This is a genomic window from Nocardioides litoris, from assembly GCF_006346315.1.
GTDB lineage: Bacteria > Actinomycetota > Actinomycetes > Propionibacteriales > Nocardioidaceae > Nocardioides > Nocardioides litoris.
This window is the reverse complement of sequence record NZ_VDMR01000001.1, coordinates 621,590-642,892: the sequence shown is the minus strand read 5'-3', so window position 1 is coordinate 642,892 and position 21,303 is coordinate 621,590. Positions and strand designations below refer to the sequence as shown.

Below are 21,303 nucleotides of genomic sequence, written 5' to 3'. Positions count from 1 at the left end.
GCCACGACGCCGTCGGCGCCGTGGCGGCCGCCACAGGGCCCCGCAGCGGGGTGTGGGCAGGGTCATAGGCTGACGTGGTGCCCAAGTCCGTCTCCAAGCTCGTGCCGAAGGTCCCGGGCGTGCCCGGAGCGGGCCGGCGGGCGTCGTACTCCGCCTCGACCAAGCGCGCGCTGGTCGACGTCGCCGAGCAGCTGTTCACCGAGCACGGCTACAGCAGCACCTCGCTCGACCTCGTCGTCGCCGGTGCCGAGGTGACCAAGGGCGCGCTCTACCACCACTTCTCGGGCAAGCAGGCGCTCTTCGAGGCCGTCTTCGAGCGGGTCGAGGCCGACGCGGCCAAGACCATCCAGCAGGCACTGCGCGGCCGCAAGGACCCGTGGGAGAAGGGCCTCGACGGCCTGCGCGCGTTCCTCGAGGTGGTCCGCGAGCCGCGCTACCGCCGCATCGTCATCCAGGACGGGCCGTCGGTGCTCGGCTACGAACGGTTCCGCGAGCAGGAGGAGCGCTCGACCTTCGCCAACGTGCTGGAGATCGTCGACTCCGTGCTCGACGCCGGCACCTGGGAGCTCGACGAGGCGATGAAGCACACCTTCGCGCGGATCTTCTTCGGCGCCCTGTCCACCGCCGGCGAGAGCGTCACCACCGCCGACGACCCCGCGCTGGAGGCGCGGCGGGTCGAGGCCGCGATCGGGTTCATGCTCTCGGGCCTGCAGGCGCTCGTCGAGCAGGACGTCGAGCTGCCCAACGCCTTCACGACGTCCGGCGAGGAGCCCGACCCGTCCTAGGCGCGCACCGCGAGGACCGTCAGCCACCGCTCGTCGCCGTGCACGCTGCGCGCGTGCCAGCGCGGCTCGAGACCGGCGGTGCGGAGGGCGTCGTCGAGGTCGGGCCGGGGCCAGGAGGTCACGTGGTAGGCGTTGCCGCTCGCGCCGTGCTCCCAGGTTTCCCCCTCCCCCTCCCCCTCCCGCAGGGACGCGAGGAAGACCCCGTCCGGCCGCAGCGCGTCGGCCGCGCGCGAGAGCAGCCCGGCGGTGAGGTCGCGCTCCACGTGCAGCAGCAGGCACAGCGCCACCACGGCGTCGTACGACGGCCACCGGTCGTCGGTGAACGGGTCGACGACCGCGTCGAGCAGCTCGGCGCGCCGGCCGCGCGCGGCCTGCGGGTCGCAGGAGGCCTGCGCACCGTCCGTGCGCCGCACCCGCGCCCCGAGCGCCTCGAGGTGGTCGGCGTCCCACCCGGGCCCGGGCCCGGACCCGAGCTCGAGCACGCTGGGGTCGGGGCCGACGAGGTCGACCAGGCGCCGCAGGCCCTCGGCCGTGGGGCCCACCTGCGTGCCCTGGGTCGACGCGGCGTGGTCGGCCGCGATCTGCTCGTCGGAGTCGAGCGTGGTCCGGCCGGGGGTGCGCTCGTGCGACATGGCCCCAGCCTCGGCTAGGACACCGTGACGTCGCCACCCGCGGCGGGGACCAGCTCCACCCAGGTGCGGCCCGCGGGCACCCGCAGGTCACCGGCCCTGGTGGCCAGGCGCAGGGGCGCCTCGAGGGAGTCCTTGCTCCACGTGCCCCGGACCACCCGACCCTCGTGGAGGAGCATGGCCTCGCCGGTGCCGTCGAGCTGGGTCTCGGGCACGGGGTTGCCCGCCGGGTCGAGGTAGCCCGCGTCGCCCACGGGCACCCGCAGCACCAGCACGGAGTCGGCGGCGAACGCGTCGCCCTCGGCGGCGTACCCGTCGACCACGGACCAACGGCCCTCGCGGTAGGCCCAGGACGTGGCGTGCCCGCCGGAGAAGCGGGCGGTCAGCGAGGTGGCCGGGCGCCCGCCGGGCAGGTCGGCGGCGTCGCCGAACGGCAGGTAGTCGGCGGGCCGCTGCGCCGGCTGCCGAGCGGCGCGGGCGACCGCGCGCAGGTCGGCGAAGAGGTTGTACGGCGCGCTGCGGGCCGCGTCGCGGGAGAACCCGGCCGAGCCCTCGGTGACCCACGGGATCCCGGCGTCCTTGATGCGGTCGACGGTCACCGCGGCGGCGCCGCTGGTGACGACGGTGGCGTCGGCGGGCGGGACGATGCCGATGTCGGAGGCTCGCATGGAGCGCACCGGACCGACCTCGCCCGGGACCTGGGAGTAGAAGAACACCGCGAGCCGGGTGGCGCCGCCCTCGACCAGCTCCTCGACGACGAGGTCGGCCGACCCGAGTCCACGCTGGGGCGCGCTCGCGCCGGTGTTGTCGATCTTGGTCACCAGCACCGGGTGGTCGGTGCTCGACGACCCGCGCCGCACCGGCAGGCCGGTGAGCGGCCAGGTGTCGACGGGAGCCGTGGCCGGGGCTGCGCCCGCGCCGCCCTCGGCGCCCTGCTCCCCGCCACCGGAGGCAGCGGAGCCGGACGAGCACCCGGCCAGGGCGAGCGCGGCCACGGCCGAGGCGAGGACCAGCGCGGGGACGAGGACGTGGGGGCGGCGGTGCGGAGAGGGCACGGCGTTGGACCTCCCGGTCGGGGTGGGCATCAATGTCTACCGCAGTGGTGGACCATGGCGCGTGCCCAGTGTGCGCCGCGACACACCCCGCGCACCGCAGGCGCGCGGGGTGTGTCGGCCGCGTCGTGCGCCCCCGTAGGGGTCAGCCGAGCTTGGCCCCGCCGTCGACGTACAGCGTCTGGCCGGTGATGTAGGACGCCTCGTCGCTGCACAGGAACGCCGCGGCGGCGGCGATGTCCTCGGGGAAGCCCACGCGGCGCACGGGGTTGGCCTCGGCGTTGAGCTTGCGGAACTCCTCGACGTCCATCTTCAGCCGCGCGGCGGTGGCGTCGGTCATCTCGGTGGCGATGAAGCCGGGGGCGATGGCGTTGGCGTTGACGCCGAAGGGGCCGAGCTCGATGCCGAGGGTGCGGGTGAAGCCCTGCACGCCCATCTTGGCCGCGGAGTAGTTGGCCTGGCCGCGGTTGCCCAACGCGGAGACGCTGGAGAGGTTGAGGATCTTGCCGTACTTCTGCTCCACGAAGTGCTTCTGGGCGGCCTTGGTCATGAGGAAGGCCCCCTTGAGGTGCACGCCCATGACGAGGTCCCAGTCGTCCTCGGTCATCTTGAACAGCAGGTTGTCGCGGGTGATGCCGGCGTTGTTGACCAGCACGTGGATGCCGCCGAGCTCCTCGACGACCCGGGCGATGGCCGCGTCGACGGCCGCACCGTCGCTGATGTCGGCGCCGATGCCGACGGCCTTCGCACCGTCGGCCAGCGGCAGGCGGCCGGCCGCCTCGGAGGCGGCGGACTCGTCGAGGTCGACGACGGCGACCGAGGCGCCCTCCTCGGCCAGGCGGGTGGCGATGCCGAAGCCGATGCCCCGCGCTGCCCCGGTGATGACGGCGACGCGCCCGTCGTAGCGACCCATGTGCTGCTCCTCGTGTGTGGGTGGTCTGGCTGCGCGCCCACGGTAGAGGCCGCCGGGGACAGGGCCCGGCGGGGGTCTGCTGGTCGGGCGCCCGTCCCGGCACGGCCTAGGGTCGTGCCCGTGGCCCGTGCTTGCGTCTTCTGCTCGATCGTGGCCGGCGACGCCGAGGCCCACGTGGTGCTCGACGAGCCGCCGTTCCTGGCCTTCCTCGACGTGCGCCCGGTGTTCAAGGGCCACGTGCTGCTCGTGCCGCGCGAGCACCACGAGACGCTGCCCGACCTGCCTGCCGAGCTGCGCGACGGGTTCCTGGCGGCGGCGCAGCGGATCGCGGTCGCCGTCAAGGACGCGCTCGGGGCGCAGGGGTCGTTCGTGGCGATGAACAACACCGTCAGCCAGTCGGTGCCCCACCTGCACCTGCACGTCGTCCCGCGCACCAAGGGCGACGGCCTGCGCGGCTTCTTCTGGCCCCGCACCCGGTACGACGACGGCGAGGCCGCGACGTACGCCGCCCGGCTGCGCGAGGCCCTGGCCTGACCCGGCCGCCGTTTGGCAGACCCGGGTCGCGGTGATCACGGCCGTCATGGCCACGAGCACCGCCGCCGAGGACCTGACCCGGTCCTGGGCCGAGCAGACCGACGTCCTCAAGCGGTGGGGCCGCACCACCGACCTCCCCACCCCGCTCGACTGGGGCGCGCTGGAGCAGCAGGTCATGCTGCAGCCGCGACCGAGCGCGGAGGAGATGGCGCTGATGACACCCCGGCGGTCGAGGTGGACCTTCCTGCTCGGTGTCCCCTTCCTCCCCCTGGTCGTGCTCCCGCTCTCGCTGGTGCTCGGCCCGGTCGTGGTCGCCGTCGTCGTGGTGCTCGACGCCACCGGCACCTGGTGGAGCGCGTGGTCCAGCGAGCTGCTCGGCTTCTTCTCGGTCTGCGGGCTCATCGCCGCACCGGCCGCCCTGTGGGCCGCCTGGGACGAGCGGCGCCGGGACGCGGTGTCGCTGGTCCTCGTCGTGGTCAACGGGATCGCGTCCGGCGTGACCCTCGTCGCCCTCGGCTCGGGCCCCTCCGTCGGCTACGACGCGATCCGCACCCTCGCCCTCGTCACGGCCGTGGCCCACGGGGTGGCCCTGCTGGCCATGCTGGTCTTCCTCCGCTCGGGCGCCCGGGCCCGGCTGGGTGAGCGGTTCGAGCCGGGCTCGCCGGAGGAGGAGTGGATCCTCCACCTCCGGCTCGCCCTGCTCGCCTCGCTCGTCAAGCGCGACCTGGTCGCAGCGGCCGACGTCCCCGGCATCGCCTGGCTCCCGGTGAGCAGCTGGCACGAGCTGGAGACGCGGCCCGACGGCCGCACCGTGCGCCGCTAGACGCTCCCTGGCCGTGTCCTAGCGCTGCACCCAGGCGTCGCGGGCGTCGACGATCGAGTCGGGGAAGTCGCCGAAGATGCCGTCGACGCCGGCATCGAGGTAGGCCGTCGCCTCGCCGAGCACGTCGCCCTTGGCGTTGGGGTCGGTCCCGCGGCGGTAGTCGGTCGGCAGGAACTGGTTCTCGTCGCGCACCGTGTAGACCACGACCCGCAGGCCGGTGCGGTGGGCGTCGCGGACCAGGCTCGACGGGGTCGAGGTGGCCCCGGCGGCGTTGCGCGGGAGCACCTGGCTCTTCTCCGGGCCGACCCAGTCGGCGTACCGTCGCACGGCCTGGAGCCCCTCGGCCGAGACGATCTGGGCGTAGGTCGTGCCCTCGCCCTTGAGGTCGAACGGGCCGCCGGTGGCGCCGGTCAGCTGGACCAGCGGCACGTCGGTGTCGTCGTCGAGCTCCTTGAGGTTGGTGACCTCGAAGGACTGGATGACGACGTCGCTGTTCTTCTTGTCCTTGCCGGCGGCCTTCAGCGTGCGCAGCAGCGGCTCCTCGAGGGAGAGGCCGATGGAGTCGAAGTACGTCGGGTGCTTGGTCTCGGGGGCGACGCCGATGTCGCGCCTGAGCTTCTTCTCCCACGTCTTCACCAGCTGCAGCACCTCGGCGAACGTCGGCACCTCGAAGCGGCCGTCGTAGCGGGTGTTGCCCGGCCGCACGAGCGGCAGCCGCTCCTTGGCGCGCAGGGTCTTGAGCTCGGCGAGGGTGAAGTCCTCGGTGAACCAGCCCGTGACGGCGACGCCGTCGATGGTCTTGGTGGTGCGCCGCGAGGCGAACTCGGGGTGGGCGGCGACGTCGGTGGTGCCCCCGATCTCGTTCTCGTGGCGGGCGACGAGCACGCCGTCCTTGGTCGGCACGAGGTCGGGCTCGATGTAGTCGGCGCCCATCCGGATCGCCAGCTCGTACGCCGCCAGCGTGTGCTCCGGGCGGTAGCCCGACGCCCCGCGGTGGCCGAAGACGAGCGGCTCGGCCAGCTGCGAGACCGGCCGGGTGTCCTGCGGCTCGGGCTTCGGAGCGGCCGTGGCGGGCGCGGTCGGGGCGAGGAGGGCGAACGAGGCGAGGGCGGCGGCGGGCGCGACCAGGCGCCCGACCCGCAGGGTCCGAGAGGTCATGCTCAGACCTCACCGGTCCGCGGTGGCCGGGTGGTGGCGCCGCCGTGGCGTCCGGGTGAACGTCACCGGTGGCTGAGGTGCGAGCAGCGGGCCTCGAAGCCCCGGCCACGGCCACCGGTTCAGTGGCAGATGCCCCCGCACACCCGCGGAGACGGTGCCCGCACCCGCCCGTGCCCGCCGGCGGCGTCGAAGTGCTGGCTGTCGCCGCTGCCGTAGGTCCAGCGGAACCCGGCGCGCAGGAACAGCTGCACGACCGGGTGGCTGCGGGAGCGCCAGGCGACCCGCGGGTGCGTGCGCGGCTGCCACCAGTCGTTGGGGACGAGCCCGGTGGCGGACCGGTAGGGGTTCTCCCACGTGTTGACGTCGAGCGCGCGGCCCCACGAGTGCGGCGAGGTCACGCCGGGCTTGTTGACGACCCAGCGGCAGTTGAAGGCCGAGGTGTTGCCGGCGGCCATCGAGCGGTGGTCGTCGGCGCCGTTGACCCGGCTCGACCAGCCGAACCGGTCGACGCGGTACATCGACCGGATCGGGAACCGCCGCTGGTACATCGCCGTCAGCGCCCGTGACATCGACCCGATCGCGCTCGCGGCGCCGACGACCTCGCCGCGGTAGCGGTAGCCGTCGTAGCCCCAGTAGTTGATGCGCAGCAGCCGCAGCCCCTCGCGACCGACCGGGCAGCCGGCGTGCCAGCTGCGGCCGACCATGTCGGCCCACACGCCGTCGGGGATGGTCGTGATCCGCGGGTCGGCGCCCTTCATGGTCGCGCGCGGCTGCGGCGGGACCTCCACCCGCGGCGCCGGGGCGCCCTTCGGCAGCCGCACGGGTGTGCCGGGCGGCCGGTTGTCGATGCGGAGCACGGCGCTGCGGGCGCCGGTGACCCAGGCCGCCGGCGTGGTGACGACCCGCCACCGGGTGTCGACGCGCGGCCGGACCGACAGCGTGGCGCGCCCCCGCCCGTCGGTGCGCACGGCCGTGTGCCGGCGCCACCCCTGGCCCCGCGCCCACCGCTCCACCCGCACCACGCCGCTGACCGGCGTGCCGTCGGCCGCGGTCGAGCGCACGACCAGCCGCACCGACCGCTCGTCGCGCACGCTGCGCGGGCCGGTGAGCGTGACGACGCCGCGCTTCGCGACCAGCCCGAGCGTCGTGGTGGCGACGACCGGGGGCTGCCCGGTGGCCGGGTCGCCCGCCCACGTCGCCCGCACGACGTTGTCGGCCGGGACCCGCGCGCGCACCACCGACGCCGAGGCCCGCCCGGCCGCGTCGGTCACGACCGTCGCCACCGCACGCCACGCCCCGCCCACCTGCCGCTCGACCGCCACGCTCACACCCCCGACCGGAGCCCCGTCGGCGCCGGTGAGGAGCAGGCTGGTGGGCGCCGGCTGGTCGGCGTACCCCGCGGGGGCGGTGAGGACGAGGGTCGGCGCGGCCGCCGAGGCGGGCGCCGCGACCGGCACGAGGAGGGCGAGCAAGAGGCCGAGCGAGAATCCGAGCAGGAGGCCGGGGACGGCGAGGGCGCGCGCGAGCATGCCGCATGCTCCCCGGCGTACCTGTGGATCCGGCCCACCTGCACGGGCGACACGCCGAACGGCGAGGACCACCGCCACCGAGTGGCGGCGTTCCTCTTCGGTAAGGAGGTGCTGCGGGCGGGATGCTCGCGAATCCGCCGAAGCGCGGGTCAAAGCCAGTACCCGCGACGGGCCTCCGGGGTTGCGTCTCCCGAGATACCGGAATCAGCACCCGCCCGGGGCCTCTCCAATACTGGTCACCCGAACGATCGCGTCGAGGCCTCAGGCCCACCCGCGGCGGGCCTCACGAGATCTCATGCTGCCTCGGGGCCGACCGAGTCGCCTGCTTCCGGACTGCATCCAGCGCCAATGATGGCGAGAGTGACAGACTCGGGGCATGTCTGCAGCGGAACTCAGGAGCATCTCGCTCGAAGCGTTCAAGAGCCATTACCGTCAGCAGATCTCCCTGCGCCCGGTCACTTTGCTGGTCGGGCGCAATGGCAGCGGCAAGTCGAACGTGTTAGACGCGCTTTCTCTGCTCGCACTGTTGGCCGACGAGCGCGACGTGAACGACCTCGAACGCGGGGATCAGGAGGTAGCGGGCCTGAGAGGAGGGCTGGCGGGCGCTGCACCCTTCGGAGAAGGGATGATTTCCGTTGGCTGCACAACTAGCTCGGAAGCGGGCCAGAAGCTCGATCTCAAGATCACTCTTGACCCAACAACCTCCGAGATCGTCTCCGAGAAACTCGTGCTCACCCGCAACAGTGGCGGCACTGCCGTGCTGATCGATTCGTCGCGACAGGCCCGAGGTTCAGGAATTTCCGACGCTCGCGTCTACAGCGCAGGAGCCCCACGTACATACCACTTTCTCTCATCTCGACTAGCAACCGCACAGGCGACAACCAAGGTCCCGCAGGACACCCAGGCGCGGAAACTCGTGGTCCAGTGCTGCCTCGAAGCACTCGGGGCCCTGAAGGGGGCTTTTCTGCTGGACCCCGCCCCATCGCTGATGCGGGATTACGTGCGCATCGGCACTGTCCCGGATCGCACTGGTCGCTCCCTCTCGGCGATGGCCTATGAGCTTCGCAACGACGACGAAGCCTGGCAGCGTCTCCTCGGGCTTGTCAGTGGGTTGATCGAAACTCAGGTGGAGCAGTTGACCTTCTCCGAAGGCCGGCTGCCAGATGATCGGCTGGTCGACGTAATGCTTGCACTCGATGAAGTGGCGGGGGGTAAGTCCTTCACGGTTCCGGCTCGACTTATGAGCGACGGGACACTTCGCTACCTGTCGATCGTCGCCACACTCTTGTTCCTTCGTCAGCCACAGAGCACCCCGCTTGGCCCACCCGCACGGACCACTCTGGTGATCGAAGAAATTGAGAACGGATTGTTTCCGAGTCAGGGCGCCCAAGTGCTGGAACTCCTCCGAAATGAAGCCAGCACCCACGATGTGACGTTGCTCGCGACTACCCACAGCCCGGCTCTCCTCGACGCGATGGAGCCCGCCGATCATAGGGGCGTGGTGATTTGTGAGCGGGACAATTCGGGCCGAAGCCAGTTGCGACGTCTCGTGGACCATCCTCGTTACGTAGAACTCGTGAGCGGGGCCGGGGTGGGTCAGGCGCTCACACGCGGGAAGTTGCGCCCCGAACCCAATAAGCCAGTCCGATCGATCGCTGACATCTTCGCGTCATGAGGCGTCGAGTAGAACTACTCGACACGTCCGTCCTAGTCGAATTGCTTCGGGTCCCTGGTGAGCACGACCACGTCGAGGAGATAAAGGCGGATTTCCTCCGAAAGCAGTCTCGCGGGGTGACATTCCAAGTTCCAGCAGGGACGCTGATCGAGACTGGTGCCCATATCTCGAGAATTGACAATGGCCACTACCGCCGAGAGTGCGCCGAGCGATTTGAGTCGGTGATCTCTCAGACGCATGCAGGCGAGACGCCCTGGACCTTTACGGAACTCGAGTGGGGTCACGACTTTGTCGAGGAAATTCTGCATCCGACTAGCGAACACCAGAGCATCCGCGAGTCGCTCGCTAGCCAGAATCTCGAAATGGGGGATCTTGTCATCTTGACCGAGTTCCGGCGATTGCGACTGAAGCTGGACCTGACTGTGGTCGACCTGGACGTTTGGACTCAGGACGCAGCCTTGCGCGCCGCCGTAGACGAGGTGCGACAACGGTGATTTTGGCGCTTCATACCTGCGGTGGGGGTATGAGTGGCACCCGTGCTCCCTTGGCCCGGGTTGCCTGCGAGCAATAGACCCTCAGCGGCGAAGGACCTCGACGTCGACACCACCCACCGCTCGTCGGCGTACCCGGCGGGGCGGTGAGGGCGAGGGCGGGCGCGGCCGGCGACGCGGACGCCGCGACGGGACGAGGAGGGCCAGGACGAGGCCGAGCAGGGCGAGGGCGCGCGCGAGCATGCCGTTTGCTCCCCGGCGTACCTGTGGATCCGGCCCACCTGCACGGGCGACACGCCGAACGGCGAGGACCACCGCCACGGGGTGGCGGCGATCCTCGCCGGTCGAGAGGGCTGCGCTGCGGTGGAGCTGCGGGGAATCGAACCCCGGTCCTCGAGCGTCGATCCAGGTCTTCTCCGGGTGCAGTCAGTGGTGTCGATTTTCTCGGCCCCGGCGCTCGCACTGACACGTCGCCGACAGGCCCAGTCGGGCTTGAGTCCTGGTCACCCACCCCGACGGCAGGTGAACAGCAAGTCTCCTAGATGACGCCTGGGTCCGGGACGGAGACGGATGCCCGGTCAGACGGTCCGATCACCGCGTCAGGCGGCGAGAGCGAACGAACTGCGCTTAGCGTCGGCAGTTGTTGGTTTCCAGCGAGCGTTTACGAGATGACGCTGGCTCCTCGACCCGCTTCCCCTGGAACTAACGTCCCAAGTCGAAACCGATCAGCCCCTCTTGAGTTGTGCTGCACCCACTCTAGCGCCCGGCGCCACTCAGGTGTTCCCGGCCGCCCAGGCCCGCAGCACCTCGGCGCCCGGCCCGGCCAGCTCGCCCAGCCGCGGCGTACGTCGGGTGAGCGCGAGGCCCAGGGCCTCGGCCGGTCCCTCGACGCGGGGTCCGCTGCCGCCGGTCCAGGCGAGGTCGGTCGCGGCGAGGGTCAGGGCGGGTGGCCGGGCGCCGACGAACGCCCGGGCGGCCTTCGGAGTCAGCAGGAACGTCAGGGCGTCGGCCCACGGGCCGAGAGGCCGGTCGTGGTCGAGGCCGAGCGGGACGGTGATGTCGAGCCGGTGGACCAGCAGGTCGGTCAGCGGCGCGGGCCAGTCGAAGCCGGGCGGGGTGAAGCGGCTCGCCGCGTGGTCACGCAGGTCGGCCGACACGGCAGCCGTCGGGCGGTCCGAGCGCCGGTCGACCATCACCTGGTTGGCCACCTCGAACCGTCCCCGGGCCTTGAGCATCGCCGTCGCGAAGGACGGCAGCGAGCCGGTCGGCCCGACCATGAGGTGGACCGCGACCTCCTTGACCGTCCAGGCGCCGCACAGCGACTGGGTCGCCCACTGCCCCGGGGTGAGCGTGTCGAGGAGGTCGGCGAGCGCGCCGCGTTCCTGGGCGATGGTGGTCCAGGCGTCCGCGTCGGTCGTCACGCCGGAAGTCTGGCCGACCCGGCCGCCCGCCGCTGCCCTTCCTCGATCTCGGCGAGCAGGTCGACGACCTGCCGGCCGACGTCGTCCTGGCTGGTGTGGCGGGCCTAGGCGCCGATGAGCAGGCGGGCGAGGAGCGTGGGTCGCCGCTCGGCCAGGGTGACGATCGTGGGGCGCTCGGCGGTGGTGGTGCCGGAGCACCCGGCGCGGATGGTGCAGACGGTCACCGGGCCTCCAGGCAGGCCAGGGCGGTGCGCACGTAGGCGTCGGTGCGCGGCGAGCTGACCATGTGGGTCACGAGCTGGTTGGGCGTGTAGGCGATCGTCGTCCGACGGTCGAGGTCGTTGACGACGATCGCGCCGCCGTACCCGGTCCACCAGAGCACCCGCCCGTCGGGCACCGCGGGCGCCGACGGCGTGGGCAGCGCCCAGCCGGCGCCGAAGGTGAGCGGCACCGAGAGCACGAGGTCGACGCCGTCGGCCTGGACGGCGAGCGCCCGCTCGATGGTCTCCGGCGAGAGCAGCCGGGTGCTGTCGAGCTCGCCGCCGTGGGAGACGACGGCCTGGGCCCGGGCGACGCCGAGCGCGCTGGCGTGCCCGCCGGCCGCGGCCGTCGTACCTCGGCGCCAGGCCTCGCCGTTGCAGACAGGCATGGTCAGGAACGGGTTGGCGATGGTGCGCAGCAGGAAGTGGTCGGCGGGCAGGGCGCCGAGGTCGACCCCGCCGGCGGGCGGCGGGCGCAGGTCGGCGCAGTCGTCGAGCCGGTCCTCGGGCACGCCGAGGTGCACGTCGGCCCCGAGCGGGCCGGCCACGTCGTCGCGGAACACCTCGGCCAGCGACCGCCCGGTCGCGCCGCGCACCACGCCGTCGACGAGGTGCCCGTGGTCCAGGATCTGGTACGCCGGCGCGCTGCCCGGCTCGTACCAGGGCTCCTCCTGCGCCAGCCACCCCGCGCTGGTCTCGACGTCGAGGATGTCCTCGACCGTCACCGTGCGGGTCCAGCCCGGCAGGCCGCTGGTGTGGCCGAGCAACTGCCCGACGGTGACCCCGTCCTTGCCGTGCGCGGCGAACGCCGGCCAGCAGGTTGCCACCGGCGCATCCAGGTCGACCTCGCCGCGCTCGACCAGGGTGAGCACGGTCAGCGCCGCCATGGTCTTGGTCACCGACCAGACCTGCACGAGCGTGTCCCGCGTCCACGGCACCCCCGGCCGCGCCTCGCCGCCCCACAGGTCGGCCACGACCTCCCCGTCGTGCACCACCGCGACCGCGGCGCCGACGTCGGCCCCGCTCGCCAGGTTGCCCGCCAGGAGGCCCCGCAGGGGCTCGAACGCGTCGGTGCAGGTTCCGTCCACCACGCCGTCAGGGTAGAACGCGTTCTAGTCGGGTGGCCAGGGCAGCGCCAGCGGTAGTCCCTGACGACATGGTCGTCGATCGGGCGGATCCGCGACCACTTCGTCAGGGACTACCCCCGGGGGCGCTCGGGTGCCTGTGGACAACCGTGGTCGCCCCTCGCGGCCGAGGCCGGCAACGCGGAGCCTCGGCCCCGATGATCGAGGACGAGGGCGGCGACGAGGGAGAGCGCAGGCAGCTGCGAGCCGGGCACGTGCTGCCCGTCCGGGCGGGCGGGCCCGACCCGCCAACGCGCGGCCAGGCCCGCGGTCCGCGGTGGCGGAGCACGTCGCACGGGTTCTACGTCCCGGTGGACACACCGGCTGACGACGTCGACCAGCGCATCGTCGAGGCGTCCGTCGTCGTGCCGCCCCGGTGTGCCATCAACGGCTGGGCCAACCTCCGGTGGCGCGGCGGACGATGGTTCGACGGCCGCGACCGCATGGGCACGATGCTGCCCGTCGACGTCGTCGTCAGCACCCATGACATCCGTCCGCAGAGGGGCATCCGTCCGGGAGGTGAGAGCTTTCGCCCAGGCTGGGTGACGTGGGTCGACGGCCTGCCGCTCATCGACGCGGCATACGCCGTCTCCTTCGTGATGCGGTACGCCGACTCCGTCCTCGGCGCGGCCACCGCGTTGTCGCTGGCGGCCTACAACGACCTCGTCTCGGTGGACGAGGTCTCCGACTGGCTCACTCCTGGGCAGAACGGCATGACGGGCGTGCCGCAGGCACGCGAGGCCATCGGCTGGGCCGAGGAGAACGTGTGGGCGCCCGACGAGCTGTGGGTCTCCTGGGTCTGGCAGGCCCTCGCCGGCATGCCTCGTCCGCTCTGCAACGTCCCGGTCTTCGACCGGTCGGGCCGCCACGTCGCGACCCCGGACCTGCTCGACCCTGTCGCCGGGGTGGCCGGTGAGTACGACGGCGGTCACCACCTCGATGCCGAGCAACGTGGCCGCGACGTACGCCGTGAGGGACTGGTGCGCCACCACGGCCTCGAGGTGGTGACGGCGACCAAGCGCGATCGACCAGACCCCCGTCACCTGCTCGCCCGCCTGCACGACGCCTACCACCGGGCGTCCCATCGACCGCGCGCCGACCGCACCTGGACCATCGACCCGCCGACGTGGTGGACCCCGAGCCTGACTGTCGAGCAGCGCCGTGCCCTGACCCCCGACCAGCGACGGCGGCTCCTGGGCCACCGCGAGATCGTTCGCCGGTGACCCTGTGTGCCGCCGGCCGGGGTAGTCCCTGACGAAGTGGTCGTGGAATCGCCGTCGCGAGGACCATTTCGTCAGGGACTACCCCCGGTGGGCGCTCGAGAAGAGGGCCGCGGAGTTGTGCCAGAGCACGTCGCGGAGCCAGTCGTCGCCGAGGTCGAGGGCGACGAGGGCGTCGAGCTGGTCGGCGTAGGCGAAGGGCAGGGTCGGGAAGTCGGAGCCGAAGAGCACTCGCTCGCGCAGGTCGGCCAGCAGCGGGACGACGTCGGGGTCGAAGTGCTCGCCGAAGAACGGGCTCACCGCCATCGAGGTGTCGAGGTAGACGGTGTCGTGGCGGGCGGCGAGGCGGGCGAAGTCGACGCACTCGGGGGCGCCGAGGTGGGCGACGACCACCACCAGCCGGGGGTACGACGCCAGCAGCCGCGCCATCGACGCCGGGCCGGTGAACGGGGTGCCGACCGGGCCCGACCCGGCGTGCACCAGCACCGGGGTGCCGGAGGACTGCAGCAGGTCCCACACCGGGAGCAGCAGCGGGTCGTCGAGGTGGAACCCGCCGACCTGCTGGTGCAGCTTGAACAGCTCGACGCCGGCCTCGACGAGCGCGCCGACGTAGTCGACCGCCTCGGGCTCGGGGTAGAACGTGGCCGACCAGATGGCCTCGGGCACGTCGTCGGCGAACGCGCGGGACCAGTCGTTGAGCCACGGCGCGACGCCGGGCTTGTGGGCGTAGGGCAGCGTCGGGAAGCGGGCGACCCCGAAGGAGCGGAGCAGCTCGACCCGCTCGTCCTGCGGCTGGCGGTAGCGGATGGGCCAGTCGCGGCCGATGAGCGGGCCGGCGGCGTCGAACTCGCGCCACACCGCCTTCTCGATCGGCGGCGGCAGGAAGTGGACGTGGGCATCCATGAGCCCGGGGAGCCCCAGGCGCTGCCAGTGCTCGCGGGTGCGCTCGACCGGCTCAGGGTCGTCCAGGTCGGTCACCGGGTCAGTCGCGCATGCCCTTGAGCCGGCGCCCCACCGCCTGCTCGACCTCGCGCTTGGCGGTGCGCTCGGCGATGGTGTGGCGCTTGTCCCAGGACTTCTTGCCCTTGCCGACGCCGATCTCGACCTTGGCCCGGCCGTCCTTGAAGTACAACGACAGCGGCACCACGGTCAGGCCCTTCTCGCTGACCCGGCGCTGGATCTTGTCGATCTCGACGCGGTTGAGGAGCAGCTTGCGCTTGCGGCGGGCGGAGTGGTTGGTCCAGGTGCCCTGGGAGTACTCCGGGATGTGCACCCCGTGCAGCCACGCCTCGCCGCCGTCGATGTCGACGAACCCGTCGACCAGCGACGCCCGGCCCATCCGCAGCGACTTCACCTCGGTGCCCTGGAGCACCAGGCCGGCCTCGTAGACGTCGTCGATGGCGTAGTCGTGGCGCGCCTTCTTGTTCTGCGCCACCATCTTCTGCCCCTGCTCCCTGGCCATCGGGCCATCATCCCAGAGCAGGGCAACCGGGTTCGGCCACGGTCCGGCGCCCGGTGCTACAGGTACTGCATGGGGTCGACGGCGGTGCCGTTCTTCATCACCGTGAAGTGCAGGTGGCAGCCGGTCGACCAGCCCGTGGTGCCGGAGCGGGCGATGACCGTGCCGCGCGCGACCTTGGCGCCCTCGCCCACGCTGGACGACGAGAGGTGGTTGTAGACGACCACGAGGCTGTCGCCGTTGACCTTGCCGAGCGAGAGGAACAGCCGGTTGCCGTAGACGGAGTCGTAGTAGGTGTCGATGACGGTGCCGCCGGCCACGGCCCGCAGCGGGGTGCCGCACGCGACGCCGAAGTCGGTGCCGTTGTGCAGGGAGTAGTAGCCGTAGATCGGGTGCGTGCGGTAGCCGTAGGGCGAGGTGACAGGGGCGTCGACCGGGTAGTCGAGGTAGCCGTCGGACTGCCCGCGGTAGCCGACCTGGTCGCGCTGGGCGCGGGCCAGGGCCTCCAGCCGGGCCTGGATCCCCCGCTCCCGCTTCTTCAGCGCGAACAGCTCGCGCTCGTCGCGCGCCTTGGCCGCCACCGCCCGGGCGCGGGCGGTGCGGGCCTGGCCGACCAGGCCCTGCACCTCGCGGGTGGCGGCCACGGACTGGGCGTAGAGGTCGTTCATCGCCGCCAGGTGGTCGGCCGCCTCCTTCTTCTTGGCCTCGACCGCGGCGGTGGTGCGCGCGACCTCGGCCTGCTCCTCGGCCAGCTGCTCCTCGATCGCGGCGAGCCGGTCGAAGACCGAGGTCTGCTGGTTGCTCAGCACCTGGTCGCCCAGGCGGATCGACTCGACCTCCTCGAGCGACCCGGCCTCGGCGAGGTTGCCGAGCGCGCGCAGGGTGGGGTCGCCGTCGGTGTAGATCGACACCGCGGTCCGGCGTACGACGGAGCGCTGGCGCTCGACGTCGGCGGACCCCTGCTCGGCGGCGGCGGTGGCCGTGGCCAGCGCGGCCTCGGCCTGCTCGAGCTCGACCTTGAGCTGGGCGTCACGCTCGCGGGCCGCGGCCAGGCGGGTCGTGACGTCGGCCAGGGTCTCGCGCGCGGTGGCCAGGCGGGCCTGGGTGGCCTGGAGGCGGCGGGCGGCGCGGGTGGCGGTCTTGGAGGCCTCGCGCAGGTCGTCGGCCGCCTGGTCGATCTGGCCCTGGACCGCCTTCTGCCGGGCCTTGAGGTCGTCGTCCTGGTCGGCGTTGGCCGGGGACAGCGGCGAGGCGGGGACCGCGAGGGTGGCGATGGAGACGGCCGCGAGGCAGCCCAAGGAGGCACGCCGGCGCGCGGCGCTGGGGAAGAAGCGCACGGTGGAGCCAATCCGGTTCGGGGAAGCGTCCGGGGAAGAGGACGCGTCGACGGTAGGCCCCCGGGCTCAGAATCTGAGGTATTTGCGGGTCAGCAGGAGTGTCGGCAGGACGGTGAGGACCGGTCCGAGGATCCCGATGACCGCGAGCGTGTAGAGGAAGTCGCCCCACCCGATGAACGGCAGGCCGGTGATGACCTCCGCGACGCCGTCGATGATCGCGAACCTCGTGAAGGCCGCCAGCGCCCCGGCGGCCAGCGCCACCCCGACGAGCGCGGTGAACACCGCCTCGAGCAGGAACGGCAGCACGATGAAGACCCGGGAGGCGCCGACGAGGCGCATGATCTCGATCTCCTTGCGTCGCGCGAGCGCGGTGAGCCGGATGGTGTTGGCCACGAGCATGACCGCGGCCAGCACGAGGGCCCCGGCCGCGCCCCACGCGGCGTAGCGGGTGTAGTCGATGATCTCGAAGACCGGCCCGACCAGCTCCTGGGCGGTGGTGATCTCGCGGACGCCGTCGAGGTCCTGCACGGCACTGGTGACGCCGTCGTAGTCCTGCGGGTCCTTCAGGGTCACCCGGATCGCCTTGGGGATGACGTCGGCGGTGATGAGGGGGTCGGAGCCCTCGAACTGCTCGTCGGGGATCACCCCCCGCTCGCGGAGGTTGTCCAGGCCCTGCTCCTTGGAGATGACCTCGGTGCCCGCGACCTCGGGGTTGTCGCGGATCGTCTGCAGGACGGTGGCCTCCTGCTCCGGCGTCACCTCGCTCGTGCACTGCGGGAAGTCGGGCTCGTCGGGCACGCACAGCGTCACGGTGATCTGCAGCTCGCTGCCGATGACGTCGGTCGTCAGCGCGGCCTGCTTGCTCAGCAGCACGCCGATGCCGGCCAGGCTGAGGGAGACGAACAGGGTGATGATCACCGCGGCGTGCATCGAGACGTTGCGGCGCAGGCTCTGGCGCAGGTTGGTGCTCACGTGGCGCAGCTGCATGAGGGCGTGGTGCTCCTGGGATCGGGGGTGCGGTCGTCGCGGGCGGCGCGCGACGGCGTACGGCGCGGGGCGGGCCCGCGGGTGGGGCGCGAGGACGCGCTAGTGCTGGTAGCCGTAGACGCCGGTGGCCTCGTCGCGGACCACGACGCCGTGGTCGAGCTCGACGACGCGCTTGCGCATCTGGTCGACGACGCCGTGGTCGTGGGTGGCCATGAGCACGGTGGTGCCGGTGCCGTTGATGCGGTCGAGAAGCTTCATGATGCCGACCGAGGTGGCGGGGTCGAGGTTGCCGGTGGGCTCGTCGGCGATGAGGATCATCGGCTGGTTGACCATGGCCCGGGCGATGGCGACGCGCTGCTGCTCGCCGCCGGACAGCTCGTCGGGCAGCCGGGCGCCCTTGTCGGCCAGGCCGACCAGCTCGAGGGTCTCGGGGACGGCCTTGCGGATGTCGCGGGTGGACCTGCCGGTGACCTGCATCGCGAAGGCGACGTTCTCGGTGACGGTCTTGGTCTGGAGCAGCCGGAAGTCCTGGAAGACGGTGCCGATCTGGCGGCGCAGCCGCGGCACCTTCCAGGTCGCGAGCCGGTTGATCTCCTTGCCGGCGACGTAGACCCGGCCGGTGGTGGGTCGCAGCTCGCGCAGCACGAGCTTGAGCGCCGTCGACTTGCCGGACCCGGAGGTGCCGACGAGGAAGACGAACTCACCCTTGTCGACGTCGACCGACACCTGGCTCAGTGCCGGCTTCCCGGGGCCGGGGTAGGACACCGTGGCCTTCTCGAAGCGGATCACCGGGACGACGGTACCGGCCGCCACCCCCAGCGCCAGCCTCGGCGTGTCGCGGGCCGGGCCGGTCAGTACGGTGAGGGCTGTGTCCCGCCGCGTCCGCACCGCCCTGCTCGCCCTCGTGGCGGTGGTGGTGGTCGTGGTCGCGGCCGCCGTGGCCTGGCCGGACCTCGACGGCGAGCCAGCGAGCGAGGAGGCGCCGAGCCCGACCCCCACGACGGCACCCGACCTGGGCCTGGCCGACGTCGACACGTCCACGACCGCGATCGCGCGGGCCGCGTTCTGCGACCGCGTGGCGCCCGAGGCCGTGACCGCCGCGCTCGGGGCCGAGCCGACCGGGGCGACGTCGTACGCCGACGGCGACCGCGCGGCGGTCGTCGGGCGGGTGAGCGACATCGCCCACGAGTTCTCCTGCACCTGGACGGCCGGCACCACCATCGCGCGCGCCTGGGTCTTCGCCCCGCCGGTGACGCGGACGACCGCCACCGCGCTGGCCCGGCAGGCGGCGCGCGAGGAGGGCTGCACCCGCGTGGCGGGCGCGCCTGCGCTGGGCTCGCCGACGGCGGCGCTGGTCTGCAGGCCCGGCCCGGCCCGGGTGCAGGCGTCGTTCCGGGGCCTGCTCGGCGACGCCTGGCTGACCTGCTCGGTCGCGGGCCCGCTCGAGCCGACCGAGGCGGCGCAGCGCGCCGACCGGTGGTGCGTCGACGTGCTCGGGGCCGTCCGCGCCTGAGCCACCCCTCGCGGACGCCCCGAACGGGGGCGCGAGGGGGCCTCGAGGAAGACCGGCCCGGTGCCGGTCCTGACCCCGTGTTCCCCTCCCCCTGCGGGGTGCCGCTGGTGGCGTGGGTGCTGGGCCTCCCCCTCGTCGGAACGCTGCCCTCCTTCGCCGAGGCGACGTCGGACCCGCTGGCCCGCGAGGTCTGGGCGCGGGCGTGGTGCGAGCGCGGTAGGAGCGCTCACGCGCCGGGCGGGGCGTCGACGACCCACCAGGCGGCGTACGGCGGGAGGAGCAGGACGCCGTCGGGGCCGGTGACCAGGCGGTGGCCGCCCAGGGCCTCCCACGGGCGCGCGAGGCCGAGCTCGTGCAGCCGGGCGAGCGGGAACGGGCAGCTGCGGCCGGTGACGTTGTAGAGGCCGACGAAGGAACCGCTGGGGTCGCGGCGGACCACCGCCAGCACGCCGTCGTCGGTGTCGGTCAGGACCGTCGTCGCCGCGGCGGCGTGCAGCTGCGGCAGCCCCGCCCGGACGCCCATGAGGTGCACGAGGCCGGAGCGGACCCGCTCGGCGTCGGTGCCGGGGTCGTGGGCCGCGGCGAGGTCGGTGGCGGTGACGCGGGGGCGGTGGGTCCACCGGTTGTCGTCCTCGTGGCCGGCCTCGGCGGCCCAGTCGGGGTCGTTGGGCAGGGCGAGCTCGTCGCCGCTCCAGACGACCGGGACCCCGCCCCAGCCCGCGACGATCGCGTGGGCCAGGAGGAGGCGGGCGACGGCGTGCTCGGGGTCGCGCCGGGAGGCGCCGAGGCCGGCCAGCGAGGCCGCGGTGCCGCTGGTGCGGCGGTCGCCGGTCTCGGGGTTGTGCTGGAAGACCAGGCCCTCGGCCCAGGAGCCGGGGTGCAGCCCGGCGTACCACTCGGCGAGGAAGTGCCGGTGGCCCGGCCCGGTGACCCCGACCGCCGCGGCGTCGGCGTCGTCGATGGCCCAGCCGATGTCGTCGTGGCAGCGGAGGTAGGTGATCCAGGTGCCGGCGGGCGGGGTCGGCGGCAGCGCGGCCAGGGCGTGCCGGGCGAGGCGGGTCTCGCCCGTGGCGAGCATCGACCACACCTGCACCATGAGGCTGTTGTGGTAGGCCAGGTCGCTGACCCGGCCGGTGTGGGCACCGGTGCCGAGGTAGGGCACGAGGTCGCGCGGCCCGACGATGGCCTCGGCCTTGAACTGCACCGCCGGCGCGGCGATCCGGGCCACCGCCCGCAGGGCCTGGGTGAGCGCGTGCACCTCGGGCTGGTTCTGGCAGTCGGTCCCGAGCCGCTTCCACAGGAACGCGATGGCGTCGAGCCGCAGCACCTCGACCCCGAGGTTGGCCAGGAAGCACACGACGTCGGCCATCTCGACCAGCACCGACGGGTTGGCCCAGTTCAGGTCCCACTGCCAGGAGTTGAAGGTCGTCCACACCCAGCCGTCGAGCTCGTCGTCGTGGGTGAAGGAGCCCGGTGCGAAGTCGGGGAAGACCTCCGGCAGCGTGCGCTCGAAGGCGTCGGGAAGGGTGCGGTCGGCGAAGACGTGGAAGTAGTCGCGGTACGCCGCGTCGCCGGCCCGCGCGGCCGCGGCCCACGCGTGCTCGCGGGCCACGTGGTTGAGCACCAGGTCGACGACCAGGCTGATGCCGTGCTCGCGCAGCGTGGTGGCCAGGTCGCGCAGGTCGTCGACCGTGCCGAGGTCGGGGCGCACCGAGCGGTAGTCGGCCACGGCGTACCCGCCGTCGTTGTCGCCCTCGCGCGGGCGCAGCAGCGGCATCAGGTGCAGGTAGGTGACCCCGAGGTCGCGCAGGTGGTCGAGCCGCTCGGCGACCCCGGCGAGGGTGCCGTCGGGGCTGAACCGCTCGGCGTAGCAGGCGTAGCCGACCATCCCGGGCTGCTGCACCCAGTCGGGCCGCAGCAGCCGCCGCTCGTCGAGCCGCTGCAGGTCGCGCGGCCGGTCGGCGTACCCGCGGGCGGCCACCGTGACCAGCCGCAGCGCCACCGCCTCGGGGTCGTCGTGGACCGCCGCGACGCCGGCGAGCAGGTCGGGCCACCAGCGCTCGAGCCGCAGGGCGAAGGTCTCGCGACGACGCTTGCCGAGCCCGGCCACCTCGTCCGCGACCGCCCGCTCGACCGCCTCGGGGATCCTCACGGTGACGACCCTAGAGGTCTCGAGACGGGACTCCGTCCCTCCTCGACCACCGTGTGGGGTGACGACGGACTCGACCGCACGGTGGTCGAGGAAGGCGCCCTGGCGCCCTGTCTCGAGACCACCTCACCGGCTGGGGTCGTGCGGTCTCGAGACGGGACTCCGTCCCTCCTCGACCACCGTGGGGTGACGACGGACTCGACCGCACGGTGGTCGAGGAAGGCGCCCTGGCGCCTGTCTCGAG

Annotated in this window: 20 protein-coding genes and 1 other RNA gene; 7 read left to right on the top strand and 14 right to left on the bottom strand. The window is 72.8% G+C overall.

Translation table 11 applies throughout. The features are described 5' to 3' along the window. The first annotated feature begins 77 nt into the window (after nt 1–77). Complete coding sequence (locus FJQ57_RS03150; protein ID WP_246081558.1) at nt 78–785, top strand: TetR/AcrR family transcriptional regulator; 708 nt, start codon at nt 78–80, stop codon at nt 783–785. On the opposite strand, the gene FJQ57_RS03145 is transcribed toward FJQ57_RS03150, so the two are convergent. From FJQ57_RS03145 to FJQ57_RS03135, 3 genes are all read right to left on the bottom strand, one after another. Then, complete coding sequence (locus FJQ57_RS03145) at nt 782–1,417, bottom strand: class I SAM-dependent methyltransferase (RefSeq protein ID WP_139977764.1); 636 nt, start codon at nt 1,415–1,417, stop codon at nt 782–784. The genes FJQ57_RS03150 and FJQ57_RS03145 overlap by 4 nt on opposite strands. Before the next feature lie 14 nt (nt 1,418–1,431). After that, nucleotides 1,432–2,469: a DUF3048 domain-containing protein gene (locus FJQ57_RS03140; protein WP_139977763.1), complete on the bottom strand. Its 1,038-nt coding sequence runs from the start codon at nt 2,467–2,469 to the stop codon at nt 1,432–1,434. Nucleotides 2,470–2,611: 142 nt separating this feature from the next. Continuing rightward, complete coding sequence (locus FJQ57_RS03135; RefSeq protein ID WP_139977762.1) at nt 2,612–3,379, bottom strand: SDR family NAD(P)-dependent oxidoreductase; 768 nt, start codon at nt 3,377–3,379, stop codon at nt 2,612–2,614. Between the two features lie 120 nt (nt 3,380–3,499). Between FJQ57_RS03135 and FJQ57_RS03130 the strand changes: the two genes are divergently transcribed. Beyond that, nucleotides 3,500–3,913: an HIT family protein gene (locus tag FJQ57_RS03130; protein ID WP_139977761.1), complete on the top strand. Its 414-nt coding sequence runs from the start codon at nt 3,500–3,502 to the stop codon at nt 3,911–3,913. 46 nt (nt 3,914–3,959) lie between these two features. Beyond that, nucleotides 3,960–4,736, top strand: a complete 777-nt coding sequence (locus FJQ57_RS03125) for a hypothetical protein (protein WP_139977760.1) — start codon at nt 3,960–3,962, stop codon at nt 4,734–4,736. An 18-nt stretch (nt 4,737–4,754) separates the two neighbouring features. Here FJQ57_RS03125 and FJQ57_RS03120 read toward each other — a convergent pair whose 3' ends face one another. Next, nucleotides 4,755–5,894 carry a glycerophosphodiester phosphodiesterase gene (locus FJQ57_RS03120; RefSeq protein WP_139977759.1) on the bottom strand — a complete coding sequence of 380 codons (1,140 nt, stop codon included), beginning with the start codon at nt 5,892–5,894 and terminating at the stop codon, nt 4,755–4,757. Nucleotides 5,895–6,013: 119 nt separating this feature from the next. Beyond that, nucleotides 6,014–7,423 (bottom strand): M15 family metallopeptidase, encoded by a 1,410-nt coding sequence (locus tag FJQ57_RS03115; protein ID WP_139977758.1) that lies wholly within the window; start codon nt 7,421–7,423, stop codon nt 6,014–6,016. Nucleotides 7,424–7,799: 376 nt separating this feature from the next. On the opposite strand from FJQ57_RS03115, the gene FJQ57_RS03110 reads away from it, so the two are divergent. Together FJQ57_RS03110 and FJQ57_RS03105 are read left to right on the top strand one after the other, a co-directional pair. Further along, the gene (locus FJQ57_RS03110) at nt 7,800–9,098 is read left to right on the top strand and encodes an AAA family ATPase (RefSeq protein WP_139977757.1); all 1,299 of its coding nucleotides are present in this window, start codon (nt 7,800–7,802) and stop codon (nt 9,096–9,098) included. Between the two features lie 116 nt (nt 9,099–9,214). Continuing rightward, nucleotides 9,215–9,592, top strand: coding sequence for a hypothetical protein (locus tag FJQ57_RS03105; protein WP_139977756.1), 378 nt, complete (start codon nt 9,215–9,217; stop codon nt 9,590–9,592). 358 nt (nt 9,593–9,950) lie between these two features. Here FJQ57_RS03105 and ssrA read toward each other — a convergent pair. The 3 genes from ssrA to FJQ57_RS03090 all read right to left on the bottom strand — a co-directional run bounded on the left by ssrA (nt 9,951) and on the right by FJQ57_RS03090 (nt 12,361). After that, nucleotides 9,951–10,322, bottom strand: a transfer-messenger RNA (tmRNA) gene (gene ssrA / locus FJQ57_RS03100). A gap of 40 nt (nt 10,323–10,362) precedes the next feature. Next, a complete protein-coding gene (locus FJQ57_RS03095) occupies nt 10,363–11,010 on the bottom strand; it encodes a maleylpyruvate isomerase family mycothiol-dependent enzyme (protein ID WP_170219249.1) in 648 nt (215 codons plus the stop codon). 220 nt (nt 11,011–11,230) lie between these two features. Then, nucleotides 11,231–12,361 carry a serine hydrolase domain-containing protein gene (locus FJQ57_RS03090; protein ID WP_139977754.1) on the bottom strand — a complete coding sequence of 377 codons (1,131 nt, stop codon included), beginning with the start codon at nt 12,359–12,361 and terminating at the stop codon, nt 11,231–11,233. Between the two features lie 191 nt (nt 12,362–12,552). Between FJQ57_RS03090 and FJQ57_RS03085 the strand changes: the two genes are divergently transcribed. Beyond that, a complete protein-coding gene (locus tag FJQ57_RS03085; protein WP_139977753.1) occupies nt 12,553–13,617 on the top strand; it encodes a hypothetical protein in 1,065 nt (354 codons plus the stop codon). Nucleotides 13,618–13,695: 78 nt separating this feature from the next. Here FJQ57_RS03085 and FJQ57_RS03080 read toward each other — a convergent pair whose 3' ends face one another. From FJQ57_RS03080 to ftsE, 5 genes are all read right to left on the bottom strand, one after another. Continuing rightward, nucleotides 13,696–14,592 (bottom strand): amidohydrolase family protein, encoded by an 897-nt coding sequence (locus tag FJQ57_RS03080; RefSeq protein ID WP_246081557.1) that lies wholly within the window; start codon nt 14,590–14,592, stop codon nt 13,696–13,698. Between the two features lie 4 nt (nt 14,593–14,596). Next, a complete protein-coding gene (gene smpB, locus FJQ57_RS03075) occupies nt 14,597–15,076 on the bottom strand; it encodes an SsrA-binding protein SmpB (protein ID WP_139977752.1) in 480 nt (159 codons plus the stop codon). A gap of 56 nt (nt 15,077–15,132) precedes the next feature. Next, nucleotides 15,133–16,410 carry a M23 family metallopeptidase gene (locus FJQ57_RS22215; RefSeq protein ID WP_170219248.1) on the bottom strand — a complete coding sequence of 426 codons (1,278 nt, stop codon included), beginning with the start codon at nt 16,408–16,410 and terminating at the stop codon, nt 15,133–15,135. A 66-nt stretch (nt 16,411–16,476) separates the two neighbouring features. Further along, on the bottom strand, nt 16,477–17,397 hold the full coding sequence (gene ftsX / locus FJQ57_RS03065; RefSeq protein ID WP_139977751.1) for a permease-like cell division protein FtsX: 921 nt from the start codon (nt 17,395–17,397) through the stop codon (nt 16,477–16,479). A 99-nt stretch (nt 17,398–17,496) separates the two neighbouring features. After that, on the bottom strand, nt 17,497–18,186 hold the full coding sequence (gene ftsE, locus FJQ57_RS03060; RefSeq protein ID WP_139977750.1) for a cell division ATP-binding protein FtsE: 690 nt from the start codon (nt 18,184–18,186) through the stop codon (nt 17,497–17,499). A gap of 79 nt (nt 18,187–18,265) precedes the next feature. Between ftsE and FJQ57_RS03055 the strand changes: the two genes are divergently transcribed. After that, on the top strand, nt 18,266–18,910 hold the full coding sequence (locus FJQ57_RS03055; protein WP_139977749.1) for a hypothetical protein: 645 nt from the start codon (nt 18,266–18,268) through the stop codon (nt 18,908–18,910). A gap of 226 nt (nt 18,911–19,136) precedes the next feature. Here the strand turns inward: FJQ57_RS03055 and FJQ57_RS03050 are convergent, their stop codons facing one another. Beyond that, entirely contained in the window at nt 19,137–20,798 is a 1,662-nt protein-coding gene (locus FJQ57_RS03050; protein WP_425465416.1) for an alpha-amylase family glycosyl hydrolase, read from the bottom strand. Nucleotides 20,799–21,303 lie beyond the last annotated feature (505 nt).